The organism is Paenibacillus tritici (assembly GCF_013204885.1).
Classification (GTDB): domain Bacteria; phylum Bacillota; class Bacilli; order Paenibacillales; family Paenibacillaceae; genus Paenibacillus_AQ; species Paenibacillus_AQ tritici.
Genome location: NZ_JABMKX010000002.1, coordinates 422305 through 444492, shown reverse-complemented (window position 1 = coordinate 444492; position 22188 = coordinate 422305). Strand labels below are relative to the sequence as shown.

The 22188-nt window shown below is 53.9% G+C and carries 15 protein-coding genes; 14 read left to right on the top strand and 1 reads right to left on the bottom strand.

What is annotated here, in order from left to right:
- Positions 1–116 precede the first annotated feature (116 nt).
- From HQN87_RS04995 to HQN87_RS04945, 11 genes are all read left to right on the top strand, one after another.
- Positions 117–2297, top strand: a complete 2181-nt coding sequence (locus HQN87_RS04995) for a RelA/SpoT family protein (RefSeq protein WP_173128658.1) — start codon at positions 117–119, stop codon at positions 2295–2297.
- Positions 2298–2325: 28 nt separating this feature from the next.
- Positions 2326–2769 (top strand): D-aminoacyl-tRNA deacylase, encoded by a 444-nt coding sequence (gene dtd / locus HQN87_RS04990; RefSeq protein WP_173128656.1) that lies wholly within the window; start codon positions 2326–2328, stop codon positions 2767–2769.
- 248 nt (positions 2770–3017) lie between these two features.
- Positions 3018–3173, top strand: a complete 156-nt coding sequence (locus HQN87_RS04985) for a hypothetical protein (RefSeq protein WP_173128654.1) — start codon at positions 3018–3020, stop codon at positions 3171–3173.
- Positions 3174–3431: 258 nt separating this feature from the next.
- A complete protein-coding gene (locus HQN87_RS04980) occupies positions 3432–3938 on the top strand; it encodes a type 1 glutamine amidotransferase domain-containing protein (protein ID WP_173128652.1) in 507 nt (168 codons plus the stop codon).
- Positions 3939–3987: 49 nt separating this feature from the next.
- On the top strand, positions 3988–4449 hold the full coding sequence (locus HQN87_RS04975; RefSeq protein ID WP_173128650.1) for a hypothetical protein: 462 nt from the start codon (positions 3988–3990) through the stop codon (positions 4447–4449).
- A gap of 690 nt (positions 4450–5139) precedes the next feature.
- Positions 5140–6393, top strand: coding sequence for a histidine--tRNA ligase (hisS, locus tag HQN87_RS04970; RefSeq protein ID WP_173128648.1), 1254 nt, complete (start codon positions 5140–5142; stop codon positions 6391–6393).
- Between the two features lie 45 nt (positions 6394–6438).
- Positions 6439–8217 (top strand): aspartate--tRNA ligase, encoded by a 1779-nt coding sequence (gene aspS, locus HQN87_RS04965; RefSeq protein ID WP_173128646.1) that lies wholly within the window; start codon positions 6439–6441, stop codon positions 8215–8217.
- A gap of 73 nt (positions 8218–8290) precedes the next feature.
- Entirely contained in the window at positions 8291–9049 is a 759-nt protein-coding gene (locus HQN87_RS04960) for a tRNA threonylcarbamoyladenosine dehydratase (protein ID WP_173128643.1), read from the top strand.
- Positions 9050–9182: 133 nt separating this feature from the next.
- Positions 9183–10484 carry an NCS2 family permease gene (locus HQN87_RS04955; protein ID WP_173128640.1) on the top strand — a complete coding sequence of 434 codons (1302 nt, stop codon included), beginning with the start codon at positions 9183–9185 and terminating at the stop codon, positions 10482–10484.
- Between the two features lie 202 nt (positions 10485–10686).
- Positions 10687–12891: a HelD family protein gene (locus HQN87_RS04950; protein WP_173128637.1), complete on the top strand. Its 2205-nt coding sequence runs from the start codon at positions 10687–10689 to the stop codon at positions 12889–12891.
- 81 nt (positions 12892–12972) lie between these two features.
- Entirely contained in the window at positions 12973–13608 is a 636-nt protein-coding gene (locus HQN87_RS04945) for a hypothetical protein (protein WP_173128634.1), read from the top strand.
- Positions 13609–14264: 656 nt separating this feature from the next.
- On the opposite strand, the gene HQN87_RS04940 is transcribed toward HQN87_RS04945, so the two are convergent.
- Positions 14265–16280: a methyl-accepting chemotaxis protein gene (locus HQN87_RS04940; RefSeq protein WP_173128630.1), complete on the bottom strand. Its 2016-nt coding sequence runs from the start codon at positions 16278–16280 to the stop codon at positions 14265–14267.
- 601 nt (positions 16281–16881) lie between these two features.
- Between HQN87_RS04940 and HQN87_RS04935 the strand changes: the two genes are divergently transcribed.
- From HQN87_RS04935 to HQN87_RS04925, 3 genes are all read left to right on the top strand, one after another.
- Positions 16882–17163 (top strand): CD3324 family protein, encoded by a 282-nt coding sequence (locus HQN87_RS04935; RefSeq protein ID WP_173128627.1) that lies wholly within the window; start codon positions 16882–16884, stop codon positions 17161–17163.
- A gap of 179 nt (positions 17164–17342) precedes the next feature.
- Positions 17343–18653 carry a replication-associated recombination protein A gene (locus tag HQN87_RS04930; protein WP_173128624.1) on the top strand — a complete coding sequence of 437 codons (1311 nt, stop codon included), beginning with the start codon at positions 17343–17345 and terminating at the stop codon, positions 18651–18653.
- Positions 18654–19423: 770 nt separating this feature from the next.
- The gene (locus HQN87_RS04925) at positions 19424–22162 is read left to right on the top strand and encodes a glycoside hydrolase family 9 protein (RefSeq protein ID WP_173128621.1); all 2739 of its coding nucleotides are present in this window, start codon (positions 19424–19426) and stop codon (positions 22160–22162) included.
- Positions 22163–22188 lie beyond the last annotated feature (26 nt).

The window sequence follows — 22188 nt, the reverse complement described above, 5'->3', positions numbered from 1 at the left end:
CATAATTATAGACAACTTTAACCTGAGCGTAATGCAGCCGGGAACATATGGAACCTGCAAATTCTGCATGGCTTGCAGGTTCATTTTATTATAGAAGGGAAACGGATACGACGAGAATGGGCATAGAGCAACTAACCGAAAAGGCTGGCGCCTATATAAAAGAAAAAGATCTTCTCCGCATCCGTGAAGCTTACGAATTCGCCGATCAGGCTCATCATGGGCAGGTCCGGAAATCGGGGGAGCCATACATTCTGCATCCGCTGGCGGTCGCAGATATTGTCGTCAATATGCAAATGGATGTTATCTCCATTATTGCTGCGCTGCTGCATGATGTTGTGGAAGATACAACGGTGTCTCTGGAGCAGATCCGCACGAAATTTGGCGATACCTGCGCAATGCTCGTGGACGGTCTGACCAAGCTGGAACGCATCCGCTTCCGCTCCAAGGAAGAGCAGCAGAACGAGAATTACCGCAAGATGTTCATCGCCATGGCCCAGGATATCCGGGTGATCGTGATTAAGCTGGCGGACCGTCTGCATAATATGCGCACGCTCAAATACCAGTCGGAAGAGAGTCAGCGCCGGATTTCTTATGAGACGCTGGAGATTTTTTGTCCCATTGCTGACCGCCTGGGGATTTCAGCGATTAAATGGGAGATGGAGGATATTGCCCTCCGTTATCTGAATCCGCAGCAGTACTACCGGATCGCCAATCTTGTACACAAGAAGCGGGCAGAACGCGAGCAGTTCATCGACAGTGTCATCGGCCGCATCCGCTCGAAGCTGGATGAGATGGGGATCGACGGGGATCTTTCGGGACGCCCGAAGCATATTTACAGTGTCTATAACAAGATGAACACCAAGAACAAGCAGTTCAATGAAATCTATGATCTGCTGGCTATCCGCATTATCGTCGACAATATTAAGGATTGTTATGCCACTTTGGGCATTATTCATACTCTTTGGAAGCCGATGCCTGGCCGGTTCAAGGATTATATCGCTATGCCTAAGGCGAACATGTACCAGTCTTTGCATACAACAGTGGTAGGTCCCGGAGGGGAGCCGACTGAGGTTCAGATCCGTACCTGGGAGATGCACCGCACGGCTGAATTCGGGATCGCAGCCCACTGGGCGTATAAGGAAGGCAGCAGCAACAATGTCAATCCGGAGAACCGGATGCCGTTTTTCCGCGAGATCCTGGAGCTGCAGCATGAAGCCAAGGATGCGGAAGAATTCGTGGAATCGCTCAAAATGGACTTTTTCTCCGATCTGGTCTTCGTGTTCACACCTAAGGGTGAGGTTGTGGAGTTGCCTGCCGGCTCTGTGCCGCTGGATTTCGCATTCCGTATCCATACCGAGGTTGGCAACCGGACGATCGGCTCCAAGGTGAATGGGCGTATTGTGCCGCTTGACCATAAGCTGAAGACCGGGGATATCGTGGAGATTCTGACCTCGAAGAATTCGTACGGACCCAGCCGTGATTGGCTGAAGATTGCCCAGTCCTCCCATGCGCGGAGCAAGATCAAGCAATGGTTCAAGAAGGAGAAACGCGAAGAGAACGTTGAAAAGGGCCGCGAGGCCATCGAACGCGAGCTGAAGCGCCTGAACGTGGAGGTCTCCGACTGGCTGACCGAAGATAAACTGTCGGAGGCTGCGAAGAAGTTCGCCTTCAACGATGTTGAGGATATGCTGTCGGCTGTCGGCTTCGGCGGAATTACCGCCGCGCAGATTGCTTCCAAGCTGACCGAGAAGCTGCGCAAGGACCAGGAAGACGCCGCAGGACATCTGGAGCTTACCTCCGAGATGAAGGCCATTAAATCCAGCGGAGAGAAGCGCAATCAGCCGACCAACGGAGTCCGTGTCAAAGGCATCGACAATCTGCTGGTACGCTTCGCGCGATGTTGTAACCCCGTGCCCGGCGACGATATTATCGGTTATGTCACCCGTGGACGCGGCGTATCCGTGCACCGTGAGGATTGTCCGAATATTCCGAATGAGATGGACGGGGAGGAAGCAGCCCGCGTGATCGAAGTGGAATGGGAAGGCAGCATGGAGGCCAACTATAGTGTCGATATTGAGATTACCGGCCATGACCGGAACGGGTTGTTGAACGAGGTGCTGCAGGCGGTATCGGAGAGCAAGACCAATATCTCAGCCGTCACCGGGCGCTCCGACAAGAACAAGATGGCCATGATTCACATGACCATTCTGATCCGCAATACCGATCATCTGCAATCTGTGGTCGATAAGGTGAAGCGGGTCAAGGATGTGTATACCGTTAACCGTATTATGCAATAGGTGCTAAGGCAAGGAGCTGAAGGATGAGATGAGAGTCGTTGTGCAGCGCTGCAAGAACTCCAGTGTGACGGTGGACGGTGCAGTGACCGGAGCGATTGGAGAAGGCCTGCTGCTGCTGGTCGGCGTTACCCATGAAGATACGGAGAAGGATGCCAAGTATCTGGCTGACAAGGTAGCCGGGCTGCGGATTTTTGAGGATGATGCCGGTAAAATGAACTTCAGCGTAACGGACGCCGGAGGAGCCATTCTCTCCGTGTCACAGTTCACGCTGTATGGGGATTGCCGCAAAGGCAGGCGCCCCAACTTCATGGCTGCGGCAGCTCCCGCTGAGGCCGAGCGGATCTATGACTACTTCAACGAGGAGCTGCGCAGAGGCGGGCTTCAGGTGGAGACCGGCGTGTTCGGAGCGATGATGGACGTAGCCCTTACCAACTGGGGGCCGGTTACACTGCTGCTGGACAGCCGTGGTTAGTATAGCTGGACAGTCAGGGCGGTGCTCTGAAGCAGGCTACGCTTGGGCAGATTTAGGTTGCCTGCTTATTTTATAGATGGATCTATGGGACTCCACAGGGTGGGGTCTTTTTTTTGGCGCGAAGACAATGGGCGGAAGGTATGCGGAAAAACCGAACACAATGTGCTGGCTCCTGCCGGATAGCAGTCACCCTTGCTGGATAGACTAAGGGATGAACCACTATTCATAAGCTGCAAGGAGCAAGAGGCATGAGACAATCACCAAAAGCATGGATATGGAACACGATACAGTCCCATACGGCTGGATCTATGGCTGAAGCTACGGCGGCAGCGAAGGAAGCCGATGACCCGCGGGAGCTGCAGGGACTCCAGAGAATGCGCCGCAGTCTTTTGCCCCGGACCTAGGGAGCGAAGGGGTGCGGCTTGTTGTTTTTTAAAATATAAGAATTTATATGTTGCACACAATAACTTATCCTTCTATTTCTCGCTGAAACGAATACCGTCCTAATAAAAGGACGGCAAAGTCGTTTCCACTTGGCGTGAAGGGACAGCGATTGTGGAACATAATTTGCAAGTAAGCTGGCAGGTCTCGTTATAAAGCCGGGGAATGAGGGTAATAGAATGACGAGAACGATAGCAGCGTAGAGAGGAGCGATCTATCTCATGAGTAAAGTTGCATTTCTGCTCGCGAATGATTTTGAAGACTCGGAAATGAAGGTTCCTTACGAAGAAGTTCTGCAGGCTGGCCATCAGGCGGAGATCATCGGTCTGAAGAAGAATGAGACTCTGCTTGGCAAACAAGGAAGCGTATCCTATGCAGCCGATAAGGCGATCAGTGAGGTAAAAGCCGAAGAGTATGATGCGGTGGTCATCCCTGGCGGTTCTTCACCGGAGAATCTTCGTCTTGATCCTGATATCCTGCAATTTGTGAAGGATGCTGACCAGGCAGGCAAGACAATTGCTGCCATCTGCCACGGGCCGCAGATTCTGATCAGCGCTGAGCTGCTGAAGGGCCGTACGCTTACCTCCTATCCGCCGCTGAAGGATGATCTGATTAACGCCGGTGCGGAGTTCAAGGACGAAGAGGTCGTCGTTGACGGCAATTACATTACTTCACGCACACCCAAGGATGAGCCCGCTTTTGTGCGTGAGCTGCTTAAGGTGTTGTAATACAGCTTGATCCGAGAGGAATAACACTAATTTATGGGAGGGATTTACAATGACTAAAAGAATCCAGGCCTATTTCAGTACAGAAAGTGCAGCGGAAGGTGCAAAGACAGCATTGATTCCTTATGGCGTAAACGGAATGGAAGTATCGGCGTTAACGGACCCTCTGAATAATGGAGGAAACAACCGGCGTAATATTCTGATTCCGCTGGGCTCCACTAATACCGCTTCCACGGGTGCCGGAGGAGTATACGCAGCCGGGGGCGCCTCCGGAATGGCTGCGGGAGCGGCGATTGTTCCTGCCGTTGCAGATGACGATGATGTGAACCGTACCGATGAAGTGCGTGCAGAGGAAGTGCGCAATGAGGGCGAGGTCCACAGAGGGAACGATTTGAAAGACAGTGACCTGGAGAACCTGCACTATGTTATGGATCTCAAGGTGGCTGAGAATCAATACAATGAAGTGGTAGAGGTTCTGCGCGGCAAGCAGGCATATGTGGAGATTTTTGATTAAGCAGGACTGCTGCTTAACCCGGACCTAAGTTCAGCTCCAGCCCTCCGTTATGGAGGGGCTGGAGCTGTTTGTATTTTACGAAATATTGAAACGCTTTCTTTTCTGTAATGAAACCGTAATACTGCATTCATGATTCCTTAATATAGCGTGTTTATAATAGAAGCATGACCCCCTTTTTTATAATATATGACGATGGACCTGCAGCAATCGGCTGCGGGTCATTTTTTTATTTACGACAAGAATTTCATTCATTCCTTGACTTTAGCACAGTGGTTCAGTAGAATCTAACAGTATACGGTAAGTTTATATTGTTTTGATGACGGGACCAAGTACTCCGTACCCCACAACCCCAGAGAGGAATCCCGCAGATCGGACTGCCCAACCAAGTTAAGCCGGGCAACAAGCTGATCCGCATGGCTGTAAGGATTCTGTTGATGAACGGACGAATGACCTCCCCGAGAACGCACGGCGAAAGCAGGCGGCAAGATAGCCTACAGTCAGTAGCCGGTTGCGCGTAGGCGGGCGTTAACCGCTTAGAGCGGATCTGGAGCAGAGCAGTTGCCCGGTTCGGAATGTGGGTGGTACCACGGGTGAATTATTGGTTATGATAATCCCTCGTCCCTGTTTGTAATTGAACAGGGGTGAGGGGTTTTTTGCTGTTTAAGGGGTTATTTTCAGGAGGGATAGACTGTGGCTAAAGAAAGATTCGAGAAACCTACAGGTACGCAGGATGTGCTTCCGGGTGCAGTGGAGAAATGGCAGGTGGTTGAGGCCAAGGCAAGAGAGCTGTGCCGCCGCTTCAATTACCGGGAGATCCGTACCCCGCTATTCGAGCACACCGGGCTGTTCGAGCGCGGGGTAGGCGAAACAACGGATATTGTGGAAGGTGAGATGTATACCTTCAAGGACAAGGGCGACCGTGATCTGGCACTCCGTCCCGAAGGGACAGCAGGTGTTGTCCGCGCGTATGTCCAGAACAAGCTGTACGGGGAACCGGATGTCAGCAAGCTGTATTATATCGGACCGATGTTCCGCTATGAACGTCCGCAGGCCGGCAGATACCGCCAGTTCCACCAGTTCGGTATCGAAGCCTTTGGCGCCGTAGACCCGGCCATTGATGCTGAAGTCATCTCGCTCGGGTATCAGTTCTATATTGATCTGGGGCTGAAGGATGTGCGGGTAGAGCTGAATTCCGTCGGCAACGCACCCAGCCGCGCAGCTTACCGCGAGAAGCTGCTGGATTTCCTGAGACCGATGAGAGAGAGCCTGTGCAGTGACTGCCAGCGGCGGATGGAACGCAACCCGCTGCGTGTGCTGGACTGCAAGGTCGATCAGGACAAGTTCGGCGGTGCGCCTTCTATTCTGGACAGTCTGGATGAAGAGTGTACAGAGCATTTTGCGAAAGTAAAGGGGCACCTGGATGTGATGGGCGTGGAGTACAGCATTAACCCCCGCCTGGTACGCGGCCTTGATTATTATACGCACACAGCGTTTGAGTATAAAGCGGCAGGCATCGGCTCCATCGACACGGTGGGCGGCGGCGGCCGGTATAACGGTCTTGTAGAGGAGATCGGCGGACCGGATCAGCCGGGCATCGGTTTCGGGATTGGCCTGGAGCGCATTCTGCTGATTCTGGAGAATCAGGGAGTTACGCTTGAGGCGGCGAAGCCGCTGGATGTGTACTTTGTCGCACTGGGCGAAGCCGCAGATCTGGAAATTACGAAGCAGCTGTTCCGCCTGCGCAGCCTTGGATTCTCTGCGGAGCGCGATTACCTGGGACGCAAGATGAAAGCGCAGATGAAGTCGGCGGACCGCATGTCGGCCCGGTATACGGCGATTCTTGGCGAAGATGAGCTGAACAGCGGCGTCATCGCGCTCAAGTCGATGGAGACCGGCGAGCAGCGGACCGTCAAGCTGGAAGAGCTGGCACAGTCACTGAATTAGAAGGATTACCAATGTAATTTCAATCATGAAGGGGTAGGATAAAAGATGACCAGAAGCCATAACTGTGGACAACTAACGACAGCGAGCATCGGCGAGACAGTAACACTGAACGGTTGGGTACAGACCCGCCGTGACCTTGGAGGCGTGCTGTTCATTGATCTGCGCGACCGGACAGGAATTGTACAAATTGTCTTCAACCCTGACTATTCCGGGGAAGCGCTGCAGATTGCCGATAAGGTCCGCAGTGAATACGTGCTGGCCGTAACGGGTAAGGTGGTTAAACGGGACGATGAAACCGTGAACCGCAACCTGCCGACCGGGGAGATTGAAGTGCAGATTACAGATATTGAAGTGCTGAATGCCGCCAAGACCCCTCCGTTCTTCATCGAAGACGGTGTGGAAGTGGATGAATCGCTGCGGATGAAATACCGTTACCTGGATCTGCGCCGTCCGGAGATGCACAAGACACTGCTGCTCCGTTCTAAGGCAGCGAAGATTTTCCGTGATTTCCTGGACAACGAAGGCTTTATTGATGTGGAAACGCCGATTCTGACCAAAAGCTCACCGGAAGGCGCACGTGACTATCTCGTGCCAAGCCGTGTGCATGAAGGCGAATTCTTCGCGCTTCCGCAGTCCCCGCAGATCTATAAGCAGCTGCTGATGGTCGGCGGCATCGAGCGTTATTACCAGATGGCCCGCTGTTTCCGCGATGAGGACCTGCGTGCAGACCGCCAGCCGGAATTCACCCAGTTCGATATTGAGACCTCCTTCATGCCTCAGGATGAGCTGCTGTCGATGATGGAAGCTCTGATGCAGCGCCTGCTGAAGGAGACGATTGGAGTAGAGGTTGCTGTTCCGTTCCAGCGTCTGACGTATGCCGAAGCGATCGGTAAATACGGCTCGGACAAGCCTGACCTGCGGTTTGGCCTGGAGCTGGTAGAGATGAACGATATCGTTGCTTCCAGCGGCGTGAAGGTTTTCGCTTCCGTAATCGAGAAGGGCGGAGAAGTGAAATGCCTCAATGCCAAGGGCTGCGGCACCTGGACCCGTAAGGAGATTGATGATCTCGGACCTTATGCCGCCCGTTATGGCGCCAAGGGCCTGGCCTGGATTCAAGTGAAGGACGGCGAGTTCAAGGGACCGATTGTGAAATTCTTCTCCGAGGAAGAAATCGCTGCCGTGAAGGAGCGCACGGGGGCCGAAGATGGCGACCTGCTGCTCTTCTCCGCCGACACTAAGAAGGTCGTTGCCGATGTACTCGGCGCGCTGCGCCTGAAGATTGGCCGTCAGCTTGGCCTGATCGACGACAGTGTGTTCAAATTCGCCTGGGTCACTGAATTCCCGCTGCTCAGCTATGACGAAGACCAGAAGCGTTATATGGCGGAGCATCATCCGTTCACCCGTCCGATGGACGAGGATCTGCCGCTCTTCGAGACGGATCCCGGCGCGATCCGTGCGCAGGCGTATGACATCGTGCTTAACGGCTACGAGGTGGGCGGCGGCTCCCAGCGTATCTATAAGCGTGAGGTTCAGGAGAAAATGTTCCAGGCGCTGGGCTTCACACAGGAGCTGGCTCATGAGAAATTCGGTTACCTGATGGATGCCTTCGAATACGGCACGCCTCCGCATGGGGGAATCGCGTTTGGCTTCGACCGTCTGATTATGCTGCTGGCCGGCCGCACGAACCTGCGTGAGACGATTGCCTTCCCTAAGACAGCAAGCGCAACCGACCTGCTGATGGATGCTCCGGCACCTGTAGATGCTGCACAGCTTGAGCAGCTGCATATCAAGCTGGCACCCAAGCCGGACAAAGAAAAGAAATAAATCATACAGGGCTGAAGGGGCGTACGAGGAAAGTGAGCGCGTCCCGGAAGCCATCCTTAAGGAGGCTGACATCATGCTGAATCAGTTCTCGCGTACGGAGCTGGCTATCGGACCCGAAGGCCTTGAGATCATGAAGAACAGCACAGTGGCTGTGCTGGGGATCGGCGGAGTCGGTGCCATGGCGGCAGAAGCTCTGGCCCGGACCGGTATCGGCCGGATTATCTTGATTGACAAGGACACCGTGGATATTACCAACATCAACCGCCAGCTCCATGCGCTGACCACAACAATCGGTCAGAACAAAACCGATCTGATGGTGGACCGCATCAAGCTGATCAATCCGGAATGCGAAACGATTGCCCTGAATATGTTCTACACGGAAGAGACGTACGAGAAGCTGTTCCAATACAAGCTGGATTATGTTATTGACGCTTCGGATACGATTATTTACAAAATTCATCTGATCAAGGAATGTCTGGCCCGGAAGATCCCGATGATCTCAAGTATGGGGGCGGCTAACAAGATGGACCCGACCCGCTTCCAGGTAGCCGACATTTCCAAGACCAGCATGGACCCGATTGCCAGGGTGATCCGCACCAGACTGCGTAAGGAAGGCATCAAGAAGGGCGTGAAGGTGGTTTTCTCCACCGAGAAGCCCGTGAAGCCGCGGGAGGATGTGACGGAGCAGATTGTTCCTGCGGACGCACCGGACCGGCGCAAGGCGAAGCAGCCTCCGGCGAGTACTTCTTTTGTACCTCCGGTTGTCGGCCTGATTATGGTCAGTGTAACGGTACGGGATCTGCTCGAGACCGGCGGCATAACATTTGAATAACGTTCTTACAGGTAAAAGGGTGTGTAGCCGGTTTCCGGCTGTATGCCCTTTTGCGGCTTGAAGCGGCAATAAACAGGCATAATAGCTATACCGGCGAGCCGGCGGAACTTGATAATTCAGTGGAGGTTTTTACATGAAATCGAATGTGTGGCGGAATAGCGTGGGACTGGAGCCCGGCGACAACTGGAAACGGGAGTGGGCAGCCGGCATCCTATCGTATTTCGCCTCGGTATATATTGTTATGGTTAACGCAGCAATTCTGCATGATGCAGGTATGCCGCTGCGCGCCGGAATGGTGGCTACGCTGCTGACGGCGATCACTGGCTGCCTGCTGATGGCTTTTGGCGGCAAAACGCCGATTATCGTCGTTCCGGGCATGGGGATCAACGCTTTTTTCACCTATACGCTTGTGCATTCCATGAAGCTGGACTGGCGTGAGGCGCTTGCCGTTGTGGTGGTGACGGGTGTGCTGTTTGCCATTGTGGCCTTCACCTCTCTCTACCGTATCCTAAGCGACGCGATTCCCCATAATCTGCAGCATGCGATAACGGTTGGCATCGGGCTGTTCCTGACGTTCATCGGCCTGCAAAAAAGCGGGATTGTCATTGCCCACGCCACAACCTTTGTCGCCATCGGGCATTTCAGTGATCCGGCCGTCATTACCTCGGTGGTGACCCTGCTGCTGGCGCTGGTACTGTTCATCCGCGGCACGCGCGGCGGCCTGCTGATCAGCATGATCGTAGGCACAGGGCTGGCCTATCTGCTGGGAGCGGCTCATGCTCCGAAGAACACCGAGCCGGGGCATGTGTTCAGCGGATATGGCAGTGTGTTCGCCGGTATGGAATGGAGCGGAGTCCTCAGCCTGGTCTTCTGGATTGCGGTCTTCCTGCTGCTGCTGATTGTAGTCTTCGAGAACATCGGCCTGATCTCTTCACAGACTCTGATGGCTGGACGCCCGGAACGCTTCAAAAGCAGTCTGCGGGCGCTCTCCATCGCCAACATCGCGGCCGGTCTGTTCGGCAGCAGCCCGGTGGTGGCCGCTGCAGAATCCACAGCCGGGATTGCGGCAGGCGGACGCTCCGGCTTAACCTCGCTCGTCACTGGCCTGCTGTTCGGTGCGACGTTCCTGTTCATTCCGCTGCTGGCCTACGTGCCGGACAGCGCCATTGCGCCGATTCTGATTGTCATCGGCGGCCTGATGGTGCAGAGTGTCCGCGAGATGGATCTCAGCGACATGACTGAGCTGTTCCCGGCGTTCCTGGTCATGGTGATGATTCCCTTCACTTATAGCATTGTGGACGGGATGGCGTTTGGCTTCATCACTTATCCGGTAATGAAGCTGGCTACAGGCAAGGGCAGGGATGTCCCTCCGGCGCTGTACGGTATTGCCGGGCTGTTCATTGCGAACTTTGTGCTTCATGCGCTTATGGGATAACAGCAGAGGGGGGAAGTGCTGCTTCCCCTTCTGCTTCCGCTTATCCGCAGCGCGGGCAGCAGTTTGAAATATATGGCTTTACTGCTCCTGTTGTGATATGATGTACTGCTCACATCACTTAAGGTGCATGCTTCCGGAGCGAGTTTTGCTCGGAGAGATTCAGGAAGCGAATGCCCGCATAACTTTTAGGAGGTAACTGAAATTGGAGGACAACTTTCAAAGTGCCTATCAAGAGGAAGAAGACAGGCTGAACCGCGCGCTGACAGAGATTGACTCTACCCTTGAGCGTTTGCGCAGCACTCCGGTGTACACAGGACATGATTATACGGAGCAGGTGCTGGAGGACTCGAGGGAGCAGAGGCGCAAAGATCTTGCCAAGCTTAGGCAGGAGCCTTATTTCGGACGGCTTGATTTTCAGGGCAATGACGAGGAAGACCGCAAGGCGCTGTATATCGGCAAAATCGGCGTAGACCGCGAGCAGGTAAGCGACCGTCCGCTTGTAATTGACTGGCGGGCACCGGTGGCAAGCCTGTTTTATTCTTTTACCGGAGGAACGGAAGCCGCCTCTTATGAAGCACCGGAGGGGCTGATCGAAGGGCTTGTCTATCTCAAGCGCAACGTGGTGATCCGCAAGCAGATCCTGGAGCGGGTGGCAGACACGTATAACCGTGACAGCGACGCACCGGCGGTATCGGATGAATTCCTGGTGTATCGGCTGGGGGAGAACAAGGATAACCGGCTGCGGGATATCGTCTCCACGATCCAGGAGGAGCAGGACAAGATTATCCGGGCGGCCAAGAACACGGCACTGATTATTCAAGGCGTGGCCGGCAGCGGTAAAACCACCGTGGCGCTGCACCGTCTGGCGTTCTTATTGTATCAATACAAGGAGCAGGTCTCGGCGGAGAAAATGATTATTTTCGCCCCGAACCGGATGTTCCTGGACTATATTTCGGATGTGCTGCCGGAGCTGGGGGTCGGCAATATTGCCCAGAGCACCTTCCCGGACTGGGCGGCGGAGGTGCTGGGCGTAACATTGCCGGAGCAGGATGCTTCTGAGGTCATGAGCCGCTGGTTCGAGGCGGCGGGAGCGATGCCTGTCATTACAGAGGAGACGCCCGGACGCTTCAAAGGCTCCACGGTGCTGATGAGCGTCATTGAATCCAGCGTGAAGCTGCTTGAGACCAGCGCTGTGCCGGAGGGGGATTTCAGCCCGTGGGAAGGGGCTGTCCTGCCCCGCGAGATGATTCTGCGCTGGCACAACGAGGAATATGCGCCTTATCCGCCGGCGAAGCGCAAGGAGCGCGTGATGGCGCGGCTCCACCGCTGGATCGAGATGGAACTGAAGAAGAGCCCTTCGGCGGCAGCGCTGAAGGACCGCAAGAAAAAAGGTGCAGCCCGCGAGAAGGCTTACAGCGCCAAGTGGCCCAAATACGAGCCGCTTGCCATATATAAGCAAATCTTCCGCGCGGCCAAGACACCGGAGGACTGGCCGGCAGCAGCGCCGGACGAAATTCCGCCAGCGGTGCTGAAGGAGACTGTCAAAGAGCTGAAGAAGGGAATTCTGCGCGAAGAGGATCTACCTCCGCTGCTCTACATTCACTATCTTCTGAACGGCAATGAGGGGACCGAACGCTTCGATCATATCGTCATTGATGAAGCCCAGGATTTCTCCCCGTTCCAGATTGCCGTACTCGATCTGTATGTGAAGGGGCATTCCTTTACCATTCTGGGCGACTTGTCGCAAGGAATCCACGCCTATAAAGGGGTACATGAGTGGACGGAGATGCAGACGCTGTTTGCCGCAGAATACACAGCGTATCACGCCCTTACCCGAAGCTACCGTTCAACGATGGAGATCATTGAGTTTGCCAACGGCATCCTGTCTGCGGGCGTCGGCAGTGAGCTGCTGGCCGTTCCGGTCTTCCGCAGCGGGAATCCTGTGCGGCTGATTGCCTACGAGGATGTCCAGCCGGAAGCGGCTGCTGCGGGCACGGACAAGCGGCTCAGCGCGGTCAAGAGCGCGCTGACGATGCTCTCAGGGCGCGAATACCGCACTGTGGCAGTATTGACCCGCAGCCTGCGGGAAGCCTCTCTGCTGTACGCTGAGCTTGCCGGGCATTATGAGGATATTCATCTGATTGACGGCAGCATCACGGAATACCGCGGCGGCTTGTCCGTACTACCCGTATACCTGTCCAAGGGGCTGGAGTTCGATGCCGTCATTCTGGCGGACGCGGACAGCGACCATTACGGAGCTGCAGCCTGGGATGCCAAGCTGATGTACGTGGGCTGCACACGTGCCCTGCATGAGCTGTGGCTGCTGCGGGGCGGCGAACTTCCGCCTTACATTCAGCTTCAGGGGGAGGAAGCCGTCTCCGGCTGGCCGGAGCCTGAAGGGAATTAAGGCTTAGTGCAATCTTAAAAAACGGAAAAAAGAAACCTCTCCTTGGTGAAATGGGATCTGCCATTTCACAGGAGAGGTTTTTTGTACACCGGAAGTAGACTGCATGGTCTACAGGGTGAGAGTAGACTACATGGTGAAACCAGGCTAGCTGGTGAGGTCAAAGGGATAAATCCCTCTGATTTAGCTGAGATCAGGCTAGCTGGAGAGATCAAGGGGATAAATCCCTCTGATTCAGCCGAAATCAGGCCAGACGGAGAGATCAAAGGGATAAATCCCTCTGATTCAGCCGAAATCAGGCCAGACGGAGAGATCAAAGGGATAAATCCCTCTGATTCAGCCGAGCTCAGGCTAGCTGGTGAGATCAAAGGGATAAATCCCTCTGATTCTGCCGAAATCAGACCAGACGGAGAGATCAAGGGGATAAATCCCTCTGATTCTGTCGAGATCAGGCTAGCTGGTGAGATCAAGGGGATAAATCCCTTTGATTCTGTCGAGATCAGGCTAGCTGGTGAGATCAAAGGGATTAGTGCACTTGAATTTACTGGAAGCAGGCTAAATGGGCAAATAAGGAGCAATAGTGCACCGGAATTGACTGGATGCGGGGCAGATGAGGAAATGAAGAGCAATAGTGCACTTGAATTTACTGGACGCAGGCTAAATGGGCAAATAAGGAGCATTAGTGCACCTGAATTTAGCGGACGCGGGCCAAATGAGTAAATAAGGAGCACTAGTGCTCCTGAATTCAGCGGACGCGGGCCAAATGAGTAAATAAGGAGCATTAGTGCACCTGAATTTAGCGGACGCGGGCCAAATGAGTAAATAAGGAGCATTAGTGCACCTGAGTTCAGCGGAAGCGGGCCAAATGAGTAAATAAGGAGCATTAGTGCACCTGAATTCACTGAGCGCGGGCCAAATGAGTAAATAAGGAGCACTAGTGCACCTGAATTCAGCGGACGCGGGCCAGATGAGGAAATGAAGAGCACTAGTGCACTTGAATTTACTGGACGCAGGCTAAATGAGCCAATAAGGAGCATTAGTGCACCTTGTTAAGCTAAATGCCGACAAAGGTAGGCGAATGGCGATTGACGAATGGGGAGGTTGCTTAAAGGATTAACGGGTCGCATAAGTTCTTTCCATCATGGATTAAGATTGAGTGGATTCTCCCGCTTAAACATCGGAGTGTCCTCTAAGCGACTATCCCAGTGTCCCCCAAGCGCCTACCTAACCCGTCTCCCTAAGCTAACCAATCGTCCGTCCCCAAGCCGTCTCCCTAAGCTATTCAATCGTCCGTCCCCAAGCCGCCTCCCTAAGCTATCCAATCGTCCTCCGAAGCATCAGCCGGATACCATCTTCCAGATATCCTCCGTCTGCGCTTAAGCCTTGCCTTGCGGCTCGAAGTGGAACCGTTCCACCTGCCCCTGCATATCGGAGGCCATGCCGGAGAGCGCTGCGGAGGAGGAGGTGATCTCCTCCATTGAGGCAAGCTGCTCCTCGGTAGCTGCTGTTACGCTCTGGAAGGAGTCGAGCGCCGCCCGGGCAATCTTGGCCATCTCCTGGACGGAGGCAGCTACTTCTGAGCTGCTCGCCGACATTTGCTCCGTAATGGCCGAGACCTCATGGATCTGCTCACCGACCTGCCGGGTGGACTCTTCAATCTGCATGAAGGCTTCATTGGCCTCCAGCGTGAGCGCCAAGCCTTGCTCCACATCCCCGGCTACCTTATGCTTCATCACATCATAGGCACTGGCGATCAGGCGTACCATCTCGGAGATGGTCTCCTGGATTTGCCCGGCGCTGCTGTTCGTGGCTTCCGACAGCTTGCGTACTTCACCGGCAACGACAGCGAAGCCTCTGCCATGTTCTCCGGCCCGGGCCGCTTCGATACCGGCATTCAGCGACAGGAGATTGGTCTGCTTGGCAATGGCGGAGATCGCAGTACTGGTCTCTGCCACCTTGGTGCTTAACCCGTTAAGCTCAGCGATCAGAGTACCGGACTGCTGCACGGAATCGCGGATGGTCTTCATTTGTTCCCCGACCCCCTGCATTTTGGAGCTGCCGGTGGAGACATCCTTTTCCGTCAGTATCGCGGCGCTCACAATCGCCTCTGAGGCGGATGCAATCTTCTGGATACCGGTGGACATCTCCTCCATGGTTGTAGCAACTTCGGCAGATGCGTAAGCCTGGATTTCCACTCCCCGGGTAGATTCCTCAACCAGCTCTGTCACATACTCGACCGCCTTGCTATTCTCAGCGGTGCTGGCGGTGAGCTGTTCACTGGCCGCGGCGAGCTGGCCCGAGGTCTCGGCAACCTCCTGTACCATCCGGCGCAGAGAAGCGACCATTTCATTATAATTGCCGGCCAGTTCACCGATCTCATCCTTGCGGCTGGTCTGGACAGATTCATCCAGATACCCTTCGCTTACCCTTTTGGCGGAACGGTTCAGGCGTTCTACCGGCCCGGTGATCCGGCGGATAATCAGGAACGTAACTACTGCAGCGGCCAGCAGCGCAACGACAAGAACGATGGCAGATTTGTACATAATGGGGTAGACCGCCCTCGTGTATTCATTCTCAGGAAGCACTCCGGCCAAGGTGAATCCGGTCTGCTCATTGGTGATGTAGAACCCGTCCATTTGCGTACCGGTTGCGGCATCTTTGTAGGAGATTTTGCCTGCCGGGCCTTTGTTAATGCCAGCGACCATCGCGCCTGTGGCTTCTGCAGCAATCTCCATCGCAGGGTGATAGATCACCTTGTGGTTACCGTCCAGGATGAAGACGTAGCCGCTGTCCCCCAGACTGACATTCTTGGCCAGCTCCATAAGCTGGTTCATGCTGATGCTGATCGTAACTGCCCCCTTGCCGTCCGGAAAAGCCTTGGACACCGGCAGGATATAGCTGTTCGTTACTTTGGAGAAAATAGGATCAATTACCGATGTGCTCTCCGGGGTCTTCAATGCATCTATGTACCAGTCGCGTATGCGGGGATCATAATTCTCCGGCTTAGAATCCGGTGCGAACATGTATTTCCCTTCGTCGTTACCCAGAGCCACGATATCTACTTCAGGATGCTCCAGCTTGAAGTTGTCGATCAGCTTCCGCAGCTGTGCAGACTGGTTCGTAAGCCCGGCGCTGCTCATCTGATAGGCCAGCTCATTCACCCCTGCGCTCTCCAGCAGAATCAATTGTGACAGTGTTTTATCCAGGAGATGGATACTGGAGCGGGTGGTATCTTCCATTTTGGAGCGCAGGGCGGATTCTGAGGTTTGCGTGGATATGGCAACCAGTGCCAATGAGGGCAGCACAATAGCTGTAATAATCAGCAGCATCAGTTCTGTTCGTAGCTTCGTGATCCGGAATAGGCGGTTTCGTGGTTTTTGTGGTGTTGTCATGGAAGTTCCTCCTGAATTTCTGAATGGATAAGGATTTAAAATTTATTTCCATATATCGAAGTAACTAGATAATTTAATATGTATTTCGACATGAATCGACTAAAAATTTAGTTTTTCGTCAAAAAAAATTTCAATTTGAATTCCCCCTGTTCCTTCCTCCTGAAAGTCGTGATCACGTTAGCCTTCAGGTGGAGAACGATTATAATTATTCTTGAACTTGTAACCGGGGGCTGCCTGTGGCTTAATAATAAGTGTCCGGCCGGGCAAGATTACTTCTGGAAGGAGGCTGAAGATTATGTTTTCAGAATACGAGGTGGTTTCCGTCTAAGACGGAGACCTGTTAAACGGGAGGCCGCGAGGCCTCCTTATGTATAAGCGGCGATGTATTTCCGTGTTACTCCAATATATAGAATTACACTGACCAACCACTGACAGATCCCTGATGAACAATGATTGTAGACGATAACCGTAGGGTTTAATATAATGAATTTAGATGATTTACCAAATTTGAGGAGAAGAAAGGAGGCAGGTGGAATGATTATTCTGAACAGCACAGTGATCGGACTTAACGGAATACACCTGTTGAAGGAGGAAATTGAACGTGAGTTACGTCAATGGAAAGGATGTGCTCCCCCCGGGACTGCTCGAAGAGCTGCAGGGCTACATACAGGGTGAGCTGTTATACATCCCCAAGAAAGCGGAAGAACGGGTGAAATGGGGCGAGAACAGCGGCTCCCGGCAAGAGATTGCCGCCCGCAATGAAGAGATCTTCTGTAGTCACAGCAGCGGCTGCTCGGTGAACGAGCTGCAGAAGAGATATCATTTATCCGAAGAAAGTATCCGCAAAATCATCTCAAAAATGCGGCTGGCCCTTAAGAGCTAGCCTGATTATTTGGACACCGTCCCGTAATATACAAGTTCTAAGAATAGAACAAAGAGCATGGCTCCGCCGGTGATGGCGAGGTCATGCTCTTTTTAATGAATGCTGCCGGGTATGGTATGATAGAAGCAGTATAGTTATTCTTTTGAGATGATATCAGATTACAGCAAGGAAGTGGAGTTATGGATTTATTCTCGCTTGATGAAGATAACGGGAACAGAAATGGGCGGCTGCTTGCGGACCGGATGCGGCCCGGAACTCTCGATGAATATATCGGACAGGAGCATATTGTAGGCAAGGGCAAGCTGCTGCGCAGGGCGATTGAAGCGGACCAGGTCTCTTCCATCTTGCTGTACGGACCACCGGGCTGCGGCAAAACTACCCTGGCTCACATCATATCGCATCATACCCAAGGTGAATTTGTGCGTCTGAATGCGGTGGAGGCCTCGGTGAAGGATGTGCGGGAGGTCATTGAACGTGCCCAGAGCAATAAGGCGCTGTATGGCTCGAAGACGATTCTGTTCCTGGACGAGGTACACCGCTTCAACAGCTCCCGCCAGGATGCGCTGCTGCCCGCAGTGGAGAAGGGAACGATTACCTTCATCGGCGCAACCACAGAGAATCCGTTCCATTATGTGAATGGGGCCTTGATGAGCCGCTCGACCCTGTTCCAATTGGAGTCCCTGACGAGTGAGCATAGCCTGGTGGCGATGAAGCGGGCGCTTGCCGACGATCAGCGGGGACTCGGATTCATGGACCTGAAGGCAGACGAAGACGCGCTGCAGCATATCGCCACGATGGCTAACGGTGATATCCGCCGCGCCTTGAATGCCCTGGAGCTGGCGGCGATGACTACGGCACCGGACAGTGACGGGAGCGTGCACATTACTCTGGAGGTAGCGGAGGAGTCGATCCGCCGGCCGATTGTCAAAGCGGACGAGTCTACGCAGTACGATGTGCTGTCCGCTTTTCACAAAAGTATCCGCGGCTCCAGCGACGCTGCCCTGTTCTGGTTCCTCTATGCGGTGGAGAAGCTCGGGATGGACCCGATGACCTTCATCCGCCGTCTGATCGCCGCCAGCAGCGAGGATATCGGCCTGGCTAACCCGCAGGCGATGGTTCAGGCGGTCAGTGCCCTGGATGCCTACCGCAATAACGGCTGGCCGGAAGCGAAGCTTAATATCGCGCAGGCGATTCTCTTCGCAGTGGAGAGTCCGAAATCAAACGGCGTGATAACAGCCATTGCGAACGTTATGGACAGCCTGGAGGATCTGAAGTCGGCTGAGGTGCCGCTGCATCTGCGGGATACGCATTATAAAGGGGCATCCCAGCTGGGGCATGAGGGATACCAGTATCCCCATAATTTCCCCGGCCATTATGTGAAGCAGGATTATCTTCCGAAGGCGATCTCCCGGAGGGTGTTCTATCAGGCAACCGAGCAGGGCAATGAGGCGAAGATCCGCCATAACCAGCAGCTGCGGCATGGGCAATAGCGCTCTGCTTCTGCGAAATGGAGCCGATGAATGTATACAATACTAGAAGCTGCCAGCCTTCGGGGAAGCAGAGAGAGGCCACCGCATCATTGCGGTGGTCTATTATTGTGTGGAGGGCTAGGGCGGCAAAAGTTGACGGCCCTAGTTGACCAGGAGCAGCCGGAAAACGATCCGGATAAGCGGATTATCAGGGAAGCGGGAATAGCAGGTGGATAAACAGCACTTACTGGTGAGCGATTGAACGCTGTCGAAACAGGAGTTGGATAAACAGCACTTAAATTCTGCTGTTTGACCGCCAAGTAACAAACACACCAGTAGCAGATGTTGTTTATCCACTTGTTTCCGTCTATTCATCAGAAAATGGGGAATTAAGATACGTTTTTCGACTTACTTGTTAACCCTTACTTGTTACAGGGGGAGTATAGACTCTGTCTTCACCTCAGTTCCCTCTTTTATTTTTGGTGCTACTGGCGAATATAATCTTTGACTTTTAGCGGTTATTAGGACGAGAATAGAAATATTTTGACAAAAAAGATATATTTTTAGAAAAATAGATTGTAAATATATAGAATTAATTTACTATATGTGGTATATGTTAGATAGGGATTATTTTTCCTTAATTTGTAATATAGAGGTGGTAAATGGAACAACCCTAATTACTATGTCTAATGTTGTCAATGGGGAGGTATTGGGCGCGTGCCGGAGTCGACGTGGGATCACCGGAGTTCAAGTGGAATCCAAAGTAAGAAATCGAAGGGAGATGAGTAAGGATGAGTCGAAGCAAACGGAAGACCGGCTGTATGGCATCACTAAGTCTGATGTTAGCCTGCACCATTGTATCAGGAACGGCTATTCACCCGTCTGTCAGCGAAGCCGCAGCCGCCGGAGTTAATTATGCAGAGGCGCTGCAGAAATCAATCTATTTCTATGAGACCCAGCGTTCGGGTGAGCTGCCGGCGAACAACCGTGTGGAGTGGAGAGGCGACTCGGGGCTGCAGGACGGTGCGGATGTCGGCCATGATCTGACGGGAGGCTGGTATGACGCAGGGGATCATGTTAAATTCGGATTTCCTATGGCGTACACCTCCACGATGCTGGCATGGTCGGTCTATGAATACAAGGATGGTTACGTGCAATCCGGACAGCTGGATGAGATCCTGGACAACATCCGCTGGGCAACAGACTATTTTGTGAAAGCGCATACAGCTCCGAATGAGCTGTGGGGACAGGTTGGCAACGGTACGGCGGACCATAACTGGTGGGGACCGGCGGAGGTCATGCCAATGGCGCGTCCTGCCTATAAGATTGATGCTGCCCATCCCGGCTCCGATCTGGCTGCGGAGACTGCCGCCGCCCTTGCCTCGGCTTCCATTATTTTCAGGGATTCGGATGCTGCTTACGCGGACAAGCTGCTGCTGCATGCGAAGCAATTATACAATTTCGCCGATACGTACCGGGGGGCTTACTCCGATACCATCACTGACGCCAAGCAGTATTACAATTCGTGGAGCGGCTACGCTGATGAATTAAGCTGGGGCGGCGCCTGGCTGTATTTAGCTACCGGTGAGCAGACCTATCTGGACAAGGCGATTGCCGCCAGTGATCTGTGGGGGACCAACCAGGCCGGAGACTGGGGGTATCAATGGACCCAATCCTGGGATGACAAGCATTACGGTGCGCAGCTCCTGCTGTCCCGCATCACCGATGATCCCAAGTTCATTCAGTCGACGGAACGCAACATGCAGTTCTGGACTACCGGGGTGAACGGTACCTCTGACAGGGTAGCTTATACTCCCGGAGGACTGGCCCATCTGGACCAGTGGGGGGCGCTGCGGTATGCGGCTAACCAGGCCTTTATGGCTTTTGTCTATGCAGACTGGGTTACAGATCCGGTGAAAAAAAATACCGCCCAGACCTTTGCAGAGCGGCAAATTAACTACATGCTGGGCGATAATCCGCGCAATAGCAGCTATGTGATCGGCTTCGGCGCGAATGCACCCCAGCATCCTCATCACCGCACCTCACACGGCTCATGGAGCGACAGCCAGACTACGCCTGCGAACCACCGGCATGTGCTGTACGGCGCACTGGTCGGAGGACCCTCCAAGACAGACAGCTACACTGACACCATCAGCGATTATGTCTCCAACGAAGTTGCAACCGATTACAATTCAGCCTTTACCGGCGCTTTGGCCAGAATGATGCTGCTTCACGGGCAGGGTCAGACGCCGCTGGCGAATTTCCCGTCTGCCGAAACGCGTGAGGATGAGATGTTCACGGAGACTTCCGTGAATGCCAGCGGCAGCAATTTTGTGGAGATCCGTGCAGTGATCAATAACCGCTCGGGGTGGCCTGCCCGCTCCAGCAGTCAAATGTCCTTCAACTACTATCTGGACATAAGTGAGGCTGTAGCTGCAGGGTATGGGCCTGGAGATATCACCGTCAAGGCGGGAGGCTACAATCAGGGCGCAACGGTCTCACAGCTGCTGCCTTACGATGAAGCGAACCATATCTACTACACCAAAGTAGATTTCGCCGGCACACCGATCTATCCGGGCGGACAATCCGCTTACCGCAAGGAGGTCCAGTTCCGGATTGCCGGTCCGCTGAACACCACGTTCTGGGACAACAGCAATGACTTCTCCTTCAAGGGAGTGTCGCCTAATGCTTCCTCCGGGACGAAGAATCCGTATATCCCGGTATACGATGCAGGAGTCAAAGTCTACGGGGAGCTGCCTTCCGGCGGCGGAACGCCAGGTGAACCCCAGGTTCCGGGACGTCCTTCCGGCCTCCAGGCCGAGCCCGGCAATGCCAGCGTGGCCCTGAGCTGGAATGCAGTCAGCGGAGCTTCCAAGTATACGGTCAAGCGCTCTCTGGTGAGCGGCGGGCCTTATACGGCGGTTGCTACCGCAACCGGAGCTGTCTACACCGACAGCGGGCTGACGAACGGTGTGGACTATTATTATGTGGTGACGGCATCGAACAGTGTGGGGGAGAGTCTGGCGTCTGTACAGGCTACGGCCCGGCCGCGCGAGGCCACCACACCGACGACAGGAGCCTTGCGTGTGCAGTACCGCACCAATGACCCGAGTCCTGGCGATTCGCAGGTCCGCAGCCAGTTCCGGATTGTCAATACAGGAACAGAGAGCATTGCGCTCAGCGGCTTGAAGCTGCGTTATTACTACACCGTGGACGGGGACAAGCCGCAGGAATTCCACTGTGACTATGCTGCTGTCGGCAGCGGGAACCTAAGCGGAACCTTCGGGAAGCTGAGTGCGCCTGTGGCGCTGGCCGATTCCTATGTGGAGATTTCTTTTGCCGCAGGAGCAGGAAGCCTGGCCCCCGGAGCGGATAGCGGGGAGATTCAGGTGCGCTTCAACAAGGCGGATTGGACGGCCTACAATGAGAACAACGACTATTCCTATGGCGGAACCCAGCAGACCTTCGCGGATTGGAACAAAGTCACCCTGTACCGTGCAGGAACACTCGTATGGGGCTTGGAACCCTAAATTATTCCAGAGAGGAAGTATGCCGA